The 10,419-nt window shown below is 63.3% G+C and carries 10 protein-coding genes; 1 reads left to right on the forward strand and 9 read right to left on the reverse strand.

Annotated features, from left to right (window positions below):
- Nucleotides 1–19: 19 nt before the first annotated feature.
- The 3 genes from ACNAOT_RS12050 to ACNAOT_RS12060 are packed head-to-tail and all read right to left on the reverse strand — an operon-like array spanning nucleotide 20 to nucleotide 3,501.
- On the reverse strand, nucleotides 20–1,366 hold the full coding sequence (locus tag ACNAOT_RS12050) for an MFS transporter (protein ID WP_420178189.1): 1,347 nt from the start codon (nucleotides 1,364–1,366) through the stop codon (nucleotides 20–22).
- 14 nt (nucleotides 1,367–1,380) lie between these two features.
- The gene (locus ACNAOT_RS12055) at nucleotides 1,381–2,382 is read right to left on the reverse strand and encodes a PDR/VanB family oxidoreductase (RefSeq protein WP_420178190.1); all 1,002 of its coding nucleotides are present in this window, start codon (nucleotides 2,380–2,382) and stop codon (nucleotides 1,381–1,383) included.
- A gap of 15 nt (nucleotides 2,383–2,397) precedes the next feature.
- Nucleotides 2,398–3,501 carry an aromatic ring-hydroxylating dioxygenase subunit alpha gene (locus tag ACNAOT_RS12060; RefSeq protein ID WP_420178191.1) on the reverse strand — a complete coding sequence of 368 codons (1,104 nt, stop codon included), beginning with the start codon at nucleotides 3,499–3,501 and terminating at the stop codon, nucleotides 2,398–2,400.
- Between the two features lie 152 nt (nucleotides 3,502–3,653).
- Here ACNAOT_RS12060 and ACNAOT_RS12065 point away from each other — a divergent pair, with 152 nt between their 5' ends.
- A complete protein-coding gene (locus ACNAOT_RS12065) occupies nucleotides 3,654–4,274 on the forward strand; it encodes a PadR family transcriptional regulator (RefSeq protein ID WP_420178192.1) in 621 nt (206 codons plus the stop codon).
- Here the strand turns inward: ACNAOT_RS12065 and ACNAOT_RS12070 are convergent.
- The 6 genes from ACNAOT_RS12070 to mihF all read right to left on the reverse strand — a co-directional run bounded on the left by ACNAOT_RS12070 (nucleotide 4,271) and on the right by mihF (nucleotide 10,338).
- The gene (locus tag ACNAOT_RS12070; RefSeq protein WP_420178193.1) at nucleotides 4,271–6,367 is read right to left on the reverse strand and encodes a primosomal protein N'; all 2,097 of its coding nucleotides are present in this window, start codon (nucleotides 6,365–6,367) and stop codon (nucleotides 4,271–4,273) included. The genes ACNAOT_RS12065 and ACNAOT_RS12070 overlap by 4 nt on opposite strands.
- Before the next feature lie 160 nt (nucleotides 6,368–6,527).
- The gene (metK, locus tag ACNAOT_RS12075; protein ID WP_017197561.1) at nucleotides 6,528–7,757 is read right to left on the reverse strand and encodes a methionine adenosyltransferase; all 1,230 of its coding nucleotides are present in this window, start codon (nucleotides 7,755–7,757) and stop codon (nucleotides 6,528–6,530) included.
- A gap of 76 nt (nucleotides 7,758–7,833) precedes the next feature.
- Nucleotides 7,834–9,090 (reverse strand): bifunctional phosphopantothenoylcysteine decarboxylase/phosphopantothenate--cysteine ligase CoaBC, encoded by a 1,257-nt coding sequence (gene coaBC, locus ACNAOT_RS12080; protein ID WP_420178194.1) that lies wholly within the window; start codon nucleotides 9,088–9,090, stop codon nucleotides 7,834–7,836.
- Between the two features lie 27 nt (nucleotides 9,091–9,117).
- Nucleotides 9,118–9,378 carry a DNA-directed RNA polymerase subunit omega gene (gene rpoZ, locus ACNAOT_RS12085; protein WP_011774945.1) on the reverse strand — a complete coding sequence of 87 codons (261 nt, stop codon included), beginning with the start codon at nucleotides 9,376–9,378 and terminating at the stop codon, nucleotides 9,118–9,120.
- Nucleotides 9,379–9,417: 39 nt separating this feature from the next.
- Nucleotides 9,418–9,990, reverse strand: coding sequence for a guanylate kinase (gene gmk / locus ACNAOT_RS12090; RefSeq protein ID WP_011774946.1), 573 nt, complete (start codon nucleotides 9,988–9,990; stop codon nucleotides 9,418–9,420).
- A 21-nt stretch (nucleotides 9,991–10,011) separates the two neighbouring features.
- Nucleotides 10,012–10,338, reverse strand: a complete 327-nt coding sequence (mihF, locus tag ACNAOT_RS12095) for an integration host factor, actinobacterial type (protein WP_091467803.1) — start codon at nucleotides 10,336–10,338, stop codon at nucleotides 10,012–10,014.
- Between the last annotated feature and the right edge of the window lie 81 nt (nucleotides 10,339–10,419).

The raw sequence follows: 10,419 nt of genomic DNA on the forward strand, positions 1-10,419 counted from the left end.
GTCCAGGGGCGGCACCCTGTCATCCAGTAGTCGCTCTTGACGCAGGCTGGTTGGTTGCGGAGGATGCAATCTCTTCGTAGGGCCGCAGTCGAAACAGGGCGACTGCCGCGAGGAGGACCACCACGGCCACTCCGATGTAGAGCTGGTGGGGGTTCCATCCGTTGTCAAGCAGCGCGCCGACCGCAATGGGAGCGAGGATGGCACCGGCCCGGCCGATACCAATCCCCCAGCCCACACCCGTGGTGCGGACACCAGGCTCGTAGGTCATGGGAGCCACGGTGTAGAGGCCAGCGATGCAACCGTTGACGAGCATCCCGACGACCACGCCGGACGAGAACGCCAGCAGCGGCAGGGGGCTTGTGGTGATGAACAGGACGAGGGTCACGGCCGAGAGCACGGTGAAGACCATGAGGGTCAACCGCGCGTCCCACCGGGTTGTGAGCACCCCGTAGAGCAACGAACCGAAGGTTCCGCCCACGGTGAGCATGAGTCCGCCGATGATGCCCTGCTGCTCCGTCATCCCTGATTCCACGAGCAGCCGGGGCGTCCATGAGTTGGCGAAGTAGAAGCCGAACATGATGACGAAGAAGGAGATCCAAAGCAGGATGCTGGCAGTGCGGTACCGCGGGCTCAGGAGCACCGCCACGCTGCCCTGCTGCTTACCGGCGCTCACAGGGGCAGGACCGGGATTGACGTCACCCTCGAGACCCAGACGGCCGGCGATGCGCTGGAGCTTCGCGGCCGCGCCCTCCGGTCGCCGGGAGCGGAGGTAGTCGACGGACTCGGGCATGAGGACAACCACCAGAGCGATCGCCAGGAGAGTCAGCAGGCCACCAACAAGGAACACGGAGCGCCACCCGAAGGCGGGGATGAGCTGGGTCGCTCCCATCCCACCGAGCGTGGCACCTACTCCATAGCCCGCGGTGAAGATGCTGACGGCCATACCGCGACGGCGGGCATTGGCGTACTCACTCGTGATCACAGTCGCGGAGGCGAGGATGCCGCCCACACCCAGTCCTGTGACGACGCGCCACAGGCCGAGCTCAAGCGCGGAGTTCGCTGTTGTGGACAGGAACAGTCCGACGGCGTTGATAGCCAGTGCCACGATAAGGATCTTGCGTCGGCCGTAGCGGTCCGCGAAGGGCCCGAGGACGAGCGAACCCACGGCCATACCGATGAGGCCCGCGCTGAGCAGCCAGCCAAGCTGGGAACCGGAAAGTCCGAACTCCTTGGTCACGGACGTGGCTGTAAAGGCCATGGCCAGCACGTCGTAGCCGTCGAGGGCGTTGAGGAAAGTGGTCACGGCGATGATGAGCCACTGGTAGGACGACATCTTGGATGCGTCGATCTGGTGTCTGATATCCATGGTGCTGATGCCTCTCAGGGGACGTCGATGGTGAGGATGGTGGGACGGGGCGTCGGGTCTGTGCCCGGTTCGGCGGCGGCCACCCGCGAGACGCAGCAACACATTTTGGTGTTGGGTTCCTTCTGGCGGTCCGAATAGAAAACGTCGCGGTGGTCGATCCGTCCGGCGAGCTCAAGGACCTTGACCTGGCACAGGCCGCACTCACCCTTGCGGCAGTCCGACATCATGTCCACGCCATCACGTTCGAGGGCCTCCAGCACGGACTCGTCGGAACCAACAATTGTCTCTACCCCCAGCCGCGGTATCCGTACGGTGAACGGTTCTGCCTCGTACCAGCCGCTGTTGCCGAAAGTCTCGTAGCGCAGGTTCGTGGGTTCGAGCTCCCGTTCGGTCCATGCACGGCGGACAGCGTCCATGAGCCGGATAGGCCCGCACATGTAAAACTCTGCGTCCTCGGGGGCTGAGCCCACGAGAGCCCGGACGTCAAGGGGAGCGCCCTCCGCGTCGACGTGCGCCTCGAAACGGTCCCCGTGCATGGCGGCGAGGTCATCCAGGTAGGCCATCGCATCCCGGGAACGGGCCACATAGACCAGGCGGTAGTCGGCGCCGAGGCGGCGCAGCAACGCGGCCATCCCGGCGATTGCGGTGATGCCGATGCCGCCGGCAAGCAAGACGTAGGAGGGGGCTCCGATCCGCAGCGGGAAGTTCTGCAACGGCTGGGTGATCTCCAGGCGCTGCCCCGGCTGGAGTGAGTGCATGAACACGGATCCTCCCCGGGAGTTGGGAGTCCGGTAGACGCTGAGGGCGAGGTGCGTGCCATCGTCGGCGGCTTTGACCACGGAGTATGAGCGGACATGCTGCTCGCCGTCGATGGTCGTGCGGACATCCACGTGCTCGCCGGGACGAATGGGGCAGGGACGCTCCGGACGCAGGACGATGCGGCGGATGTTCTCTGCCACGTCGGATACGGCGTCGACGACGGCCCGCTGCCAGAGGATGTGGTGGGAATCGGCCATGGTTTCTCCCCCTGCTCAGCTGCCCGGCAGGGTTGCGAGGCGACCCTCGGCTTCGAGCGCACGCTCGAGGAGCCGGCGCACCCACATCCCGCCCATGTCGATGTTGAGGTTGTAGAACTCGTAGTCGGGGTTGGCGTCGATGGCCGCCTGCTGCGCAAGAAGCATGGCCTCGTCTTCGCCGAAGACCCCGTGCACGCCCTTGCGCAGCTGCGTGGTGATGAGCTGGCTCTCCAACCGGTAGTTGCGCATGAACGCCCAGAAGTAGTGGCAGGAACGTTCAGTCTCCGGCGTGATGGTGTTCATCACGTAGCCGTTCACCCCGCGGGAGCGATCGCCCTCGGGAGCTCCGGTCCCGGCCGCGGCGACTCCGACGTCGATGCAGATGGTGGACGGGAAGTAGTAATGGATGATCTGCCAGCGGTCCACCTTTCCCTCGAAGTCCGGGAACTTGTCGCGCATGTTCTTTAGCCAAAACGGCGGCGCATCAATGTTGCGCATCCAGCGGGTGACAGTGACGGATGCCTCGTCGTGGGTCACCTCGAACTCGGACTCGGACAGTTCCTCTTGCCCGATCGAGGAGCTGTGCACGAACTCCTCGTGGGTGAGGTCCATAAGGTTGTCGAGGACCAGCTGGTAGTTGCACGGGGCGTGGATGGTCTCGCCGTCCCCCGCCCACTCGGAGCTCTCCAACTGGTGCATGTCCGGCAACAGGCCCGGGTCGGCCTTCGTAGGGTCACCGAGCCAGACCCACACATAGCGGTACCGCTCCACCACAGGGAAAGAGGGCACCGTGGCTGAAGGATTGAGGGTTTCCTGCGCGGGCATCGAGGTGCAACGGCCAGCAGCGTTGTAACGCAGCCCGTGGTACGGGCACTGGATCTCGTCGCGGCCCACGAGTTTACCCTGGGACAGCGGGGCAAGACGGTGCCAGCAGGCGTCGGCCAATGCGACAGCGCGGCCGTCCTCGGTTCGGTAGAGGGCCAGCGGGCGGCCCGCAATGGTGCGGGCCAGAATCCCCTTGGCGGAAATCTCATGATCCCACCCCGCCACGAACCATGCGTTGAGCGGAGAGGGCAGGAGCTTGGCGGTGGATGTGGTCTTTGTTGCAGAGACAGTCATGAAGCGGTCCTCATCTTTGAGCGGGCCGGAGGGCAGAAAATAACTATCAACATAGCTATTTGGTGACGTGAGACACATACTATCTATCTCGATAGTGGTTTGCAAAGCTCTTCTGGAGCTAAGCTGTAATTGCCGTCCTGAAAGGAGCGCGTGTGACCCTTCGCTCAGCTCTGCTGGCACTGCTGTCCTCAGGCCCGCTGACGGGCTACGACTTGGTCAAGCAGTTCAGCTCCTCCGTGGGCCACGTCTGGCACGCCCCCGACTCCCAGATCTACCCGGAGCTGCGTAGGATGCACGCCGAGGGCTTACTCTCCAGCAGGCCTGTGCCGTGGGGCACCCGCGGAGCAACGAAAACGGAATATGCCCTCGCGCCGGCAGGCGAGGCGGCTCTGATCGAGTGGCAGAATCAGCCGCTCACTTACGTCCGGGACCGGGACCCTGCCCGCCTCAGGGCCGCTTACTTCGAGTGGGCACCGTCCGGCGTGGCGGCTGCGCAGCTGCGAGCCCACATAGCCCATTACGACGAACAACGCCTCCAAACTCTGTACATGATCGAAGCTCTCGAGCAGCGTACCCATCCCACGCTTGCCCGGCGCCTCGCCCTGTATTCCGAAGAGGAACGAGAGCATATTGTCCGCTTTAAAGTCTTCGCCTATGAAGGTCAGCTTGCCCATGCCGAGCAGGAAATCGCGTGGGCGAAGCGCGGCCTGCAGATACTTGAGGATATAGAGAACCCCGAAACGTCTGATCCGGTGAATGAACCAGGGACCTAGAGGACGTCTACGCCGTCCAAGCGCAATTGCACAGGGCCAGCGGTACGCTTGGCGGCATTTGCTACCTTCACGGCCCGCATGGCACGGGTGGCGGTCGCAGCGTCAGCGTAGGGAATGAAGTAGAGCGTCCTGACCTCCGCATCGCTCTCATCTGCTGACGACTGGGCTCCTCCGAATAGCTGCACCGGCGCAGGTCCGGCTTTGCGAAGTTTCGGTGCCGACGCCAGCTCGGCGTTGGCTTCCAGCGCGTCACTGAAATGCACGACGTCGGCCCTTGCGCCGGTCACGGAAGCCACCCTGACCGCCGGGGGCAGCTGCAGCTCCTTCCGAAGCGTCAGTTCGCGTGATGCGTAGCCGGAAGCATCCCACCGCAACAGTGCTCCCGTCGCCGCGGTGTCGTCCGCAGTAATCACCACCAGCCCACCTTGGCTGGCCGGCTTCACGAGGGAGGCGGCATTGAACCACCGGCGAACAGTGTCCTCCCCCGCCCGCAGGTTCTCCCGCCGGAGCAGCGAGTTGCCGTCCAACAGCAGGGCAGCCGCGTAACCGTGTGGTGCAACCGGCTCGGCACCCACCGTAGCGACTACCAGTGCGGGTGCATCCGGGACTGTTGCCTTAATGTGTTCGCCGGAGGACGTCACCACGGCCTTGCCGGGGAAGGCCCGTCCCAGTTCCTCGGCAGTACGCATGACTCCAGCCGCTCCACGGCGCAGCTTTGTCCCGCTGCAGTGGGCGCAACGCCATTGAGGAGCGGGGGTGGAGCACCACCGGCATGCCGGCATCGCGGAACTGCTGGACACGGCCAAGGGGCCCTGGCAGGCGTTGCAGCGCGCTAGTTCCCGGCACGTCTCACACACCAAGGACGGGGCGTAACCGGCCCTGGCCACCTGAACCAGGACCGGCCCGCGTTCCAGGCCTTCCTTGGCCGCCCGCCATGCTGCGCCGGGCAAACGGGCAATGCGGGCCAGCGGATCACGTTCTTGCTCGAAACTGTCAGCTGTGTTGAGGACTCTGGGCACGGTGGCTCGGACAGTAGTGCGCGGCGCTTCAATGGGCACCGCCCATTGCCTTTCAACAAGGCGCTGGAGTTCGGTGCTGCGGCTATGGGACGCCATGAGGCAGGCGGCATTCTCCTGCTCGGCCCGAAGCAGAAGGACCTCCCTGCTGTGTGCATAGGGAGCCCTTTGCTCGATGTGGAGGTCGTCGCCGTCGTCCCAGCACACCACCAAGCCAAGATCGCGAACAGGAGCGTACGCCGCCGAACGCGTGCCGATGGCAACGCCCGCGGCGCCGCTCAGAAGTCGCAGGAAATTCCTGTAACGGGGCGTTTGGCCATCATCCGCCGTTAGTCGGGCAACGTCCGACGTCGGCAGGACCTTGGCAAGTGCAGCCTCCAACTGCTCAAGATCCCGATAGTCCGGCACCACTACTACGGCTCCGCGCCCGGAGGCCCGCACAGTAGCCACGGCAGACGCCACGAGAGCCGGCCAACCATCAGGGCCAAAGCCCTGAAGAGCCGTGAGGACAGCTTTGGGCGAACCTCCGCTGGCCAGGTGCTGCAGGTAAGCGGCCCCGTTCGCGTACGAAGCCCAGGCATGGGCATCCGTGGCCGGCTTCAGGTCCACTACGTCAGACTCAGAATCTCCGGCCAGCAGTTCCTTCTCCACCTTCGCCACCCGTGGAGGAACAGCCGTTCTAAGGACATCGCTCAGTGTTCCGGCATAACGGGCGGCGACAGTCCCGGCAAGCCCCATAATGGCCGGAGTCAGGACCGCTACGGGGGAAACCAGCTTATGCAGCTGAGTTAGCGGATGGGCCGCGTCGGAATCCGCGCGGCGCTCAGCAATGTAACCATTCAGTTCCTGGCCGTTGAACTTAACTTTCACGCGGACGCCGGGGACCGCCGTTTCGGCGAGGTCAGCGGGAACACTGTAGTCAAAGGGCCTGTCGAGGTGCGGCACGGATGACTCCAGTACCACACGGGCCACCGGATCCTTCGCGGCCAGAGGCGGTCCGTTGACCGGTGCCCGATCCGGAAATCCCTGCAGCAGCGAAGGCTGAAGCAAGGACTGTTGGGCCTCGTGTCCTGTCATGCTCGTCACCTCCCAGTCATTGCACAAGCTGATTCCCATGGAACGCTTCTACACACCTCAACGCAGGATGCCCACAGCGGGATCGACCCGCTGCGGGCATCTCTCTGGCACCAGCCAATCACGGGCCACCGACAAAAACAGGGGCCAACGACAAAACAGGTCAGGCGTTGAAGTATTCCTTCAGGTCTGCCACCCGGTCCAGGCGTTCCCACGTGAAGTCGGGCTCGTCGCGACCGAAGTGACCGTGGGCCGCCGTCTTGGTGTAAATGGGCCGCTTGAGGTCAAGGGCATCAATGATGGCGCGGGGACGGAGGTCGAACAGTTCGTCGATTGCTTCGCTGATGCGCGCCGGATCAACAGTTTCGGTGCCGAAGGTCTCAACATATGTTCCAACAGGGCGTGCCTGGCCGATTGCGTAGGCAATCTGAATCTCGGCGCGCTTGGCCAGTCCAGCGGCCACCACATTCTTGGCAACCCAGCGCATGGCGTAGGCGGCGGAGCGGTCCACCTTGGACGGATCCTTGCCGGAGAAGGCGCCACCGCCGTGGCGGGAGAATCCGCCGTAGGTGTCCACGATGATCTTGCGGCCTGTGAGGCCTGCATCGCCTACCGGGCCGCCGATGACGAAGGCGCCTGCAGGATTGAGGATGTTCGCCGTACGGGCAATATCCAGGTTGGACGCCGACATCACGGGGTCGATCACGTAGCTGGCAAGGTCTGCACGAAGCTGCTCAAGGCTTGCTTCTTCTGCGTGCTGACTGGAGATGACCACAGTTTCCACCGAAACCGGCCGGTCGCCGTCGTACCCTACGGTGACCTGGGTCTTGCCATCCGGGCGGAGGTAAGCCAGCTCGCCGTTCTTGCGGACTTCGGTGAGGCGTTCAGACAAACGGTGGGCCAGCCAGATGGGAGTGGGCATATAGGACGCCGTCTCATCGCTGGCGTAGCCGAACATGATGCCCTGATCACCTGCACCCTGGAGGTCGTAGTCGTCCTCCTGGCGGCCTTCACGGGCCTCGAGTGAGTTGAACACGCCACCAGCGATGTCGTTGGACTGCTGGCCTATTGAAACGGACACACCACAGCGGGCACCGTCGAAGCCGTTGGCGGACGAGTCGTATCCAATCCCAAGGATCGTCTCGCGGACAATCTGCGGAATTTCCACGTAAGCGTCGGTAGTGACCTCACCCGCCACGTGCACCAGGCCGGTGGTGGCCATGGTTTCAACGGCCACGCGGGATTCAGGATCAGCGGCGAGCAGCGCATCCAGGATGGCATCGCTGATTTGGTCGCAGATCTTGTCCGGGTGCCCTTCAGTGACCGACTCGGAGGTGAAGAGCCGGAGCTTGGACGGGGTGCCATGGTGTTCATGGTGCAGCGGTAAAGTCACTCGTCCACCTTACTGGGTTGTGGGACGGCGGTCTTTGCCGTATGTCCCTTTGCTAAGAATTCGGGTGTGGGCTCAATTACATAGCCGGGAAGACCCTTGTGAGCTCGGCGCCCACCCGATCAATCACGGCAGCGGCGACGTCGGCTTTGGAACCGGCAGCCGACTGAGGTTCGGCACCGTGGCCGGAAAGGATCACCACGGAATTGTCATCCTGGCCGAACACGCGGCCAATCCCCACCTGATTAACCACCAGGAGGTCGCAGCCCTTTCGCTTGAGCTTGGCCGTTGCATGCTCCAGGACATCGCCCTGGGCGTCGCCCGTTTCGGCCGCGAAACCAACAATCAGCTGCTGGCCGCCCCCGGCGTTGCGGCGTTCCACGAGCTCATGCAGGATGTCCGGATTGCGGATCAACCGCACAACAGGGGCATCCTCGCCGTCGACCTTCTTGATCTTGGTGTCCGAAACCTCTGCCGGACGGAAGTCAGCCACGGCAGCGGCCATAATGACGACGTCGGAGTCCACCGCCGCTTTCAGCGCCGCGTCGCGTAGCTCCAAGGCTGATTCGACGCGGACAAGCTCGACGCCGGCAGGCGGCTCGACGTCCATGTGCGCTGCGAGGAACCTCACAGTTGCACCGGCAGCCAGGGCCGCAGCAGCCAGAGCAACCCCCTGTTTTCCAGAAGATCGGTTACCCAGGAAGCGGACGGGATCCAACGCTTCCCTGGTCCCGCCTGCGGAAACGGTGACGGTACGGCCTGCCAAGGATGCGTGCGCGGCAGGTTCGGCCTTCGCTGCACCATCCACCGAGGCCTCGGCCAGCGCCATGGCAGCAGCAAAGATCGCTTCGGGCTCAGGCAAACGGCCGGGACCTGAGTCAGCACCCGTAAGGCGACCCGAGGCAGGTTCTAGCACTGTGACGCCACGGCTGCGCAGGGTCTCCACGTTTGCCTGGGTTGCGGCATGCTGCCACATTTCCGTGTGCATCGCAGGAGCAAACAGAACCGGCCCATGGGCCATAAGGAGCGTGTTGGTGAGGAGGTCTCCCGCTTGTCCGGTTGCTGCCTTGGCCAGGAGGTCGGCCGTAGCGGGAGCAACCACGATCAGGTCAGCCTCATGCCCCAGACGGACATGGTTGACCTTATCAACGTCGTCGAAGACGCTATTGCTTACGGGGTTGCCGGAGAGGGCTTCCCACGTGGCCACTCCGACGAATCGGGTTGCGGCTTCGGTGGGGATGACCGTCACCTTGTGACCGGCTTCAGTAAAAAGCCGGAGGAGCGATGCAACCTTGTAGGCTGCGATCCCTCCCCCGACTCCGAGGACTATGCGCACGTGACCTCCGTCAACAGGCAGTCTTTGTTATTCGGTGGGCTCGATCGGCGTGGAAACCAGAAGGCCTTCGTTGATCTCGCGGAGTGCGATGGACAGCGACTTCTCGTTCAGCTTGGTGTCAACCAGCGGGCCGACGTACTCGAACAGGCCCTCGTGCAACTGTGCGTAGTAGGCATTGATCTGGCGGGCGCGCTTGGCGCCGAAGATGACCAGGCCATACTTGGAATCAGCAGCCTCAAGCAGCGAATCGATCGGCGGGTTGATGATGCCTTCAAGGTTCGTGGACACGAATTCTCCAAATTTTAGCGGGCCAACAAATGCAAGCGCTTAGCGCTGGTGCGGGGTAAGCCCCATGAGTGAAACAAGCTCGTCCGCTGCCCGGCGAACGTCGTCATTGATGACGGTGTGGTCAAACTCCGGTTCAGCAGCAAGTTCCAGTTTAGCGGTTTCCAGCCTGCGCTGCTGTTCCTCAGGTGTTTCGGTGCCGCGCCCCACCAAGCGACGGACCATTTCGTCCCAGCTGGGCGGTGCCAGGAACACAAAATTCGCATCCGGCACGGCAGCTTTGACCTGTCGCGCACCCTGGAGGTCGATCTCCAGCAACACTGATTTGCCGTCGGCGATGGCGGCGTCAACGGTACTGCGAAGCGTCCCATAGCGGTTCTGCCCGTGGACCACAGCCCACTCGAGCAATTCACCCTCAGCTACCAGGGAGTCGAACTCCTCGGCGGACTTGAAGAAGTAGTGAACGCCGTCCTTTTCGCCCGGACGCGCAGCCCGGGTGGTTGCCGAGACCGAGAGCCAAACCTCTGGATAGTTGTCCCTGATATAGGTGGATACGGTTCCCTTGCCAACGGCAGTGGGGCCTGCAAGGACAGTCAGTCCGGGTTTCTTGCTCACGGATTCCTTCGGGGAGATGCGTCAAACGCTTTGCTGGGTATCCATAAAATCTACCAGCGCTCGGGCCTGATGAATTCCCAGGCCCTTGATGCGCCGGGATCCTGCGATACCAATCTCCGCCATGATCCCGGCAGCCCTGACGGGCCCAATGCCCGGCAGGGCCTCCAGCAACTCCACCACCCGCATGCGCGCAATCGCTTCGTCCGTTGAACCGGAAGAAATCAGCTCCGCGACACTCACTTCGCCCCGCTTGAGCTTTTCCTTGGCAGCGGCACGCACGGCCCGCGCCTTGGCAGCCTTTTCAAGCGCATCGGAACGCTCCTGCGGTGTCAGTTCTTTAAGGCCCACTGCCAAACCCCTGTCAGATCGCAATTGTGATCCAGATCACGCGGACTGATCCTGAACCTACCGGCAGGGGCCGCGTTGCGC

Source organism: Paenarthrobacter sp. TA1.8, from assembly GCF_048595705.1.
Lineage (GTDB): Bacteria > Actinomycetota > Actinomycetes > Actinomycetales > Micrococcaceae > Arthrobacter > Arthrobacter nitroguajacolicus.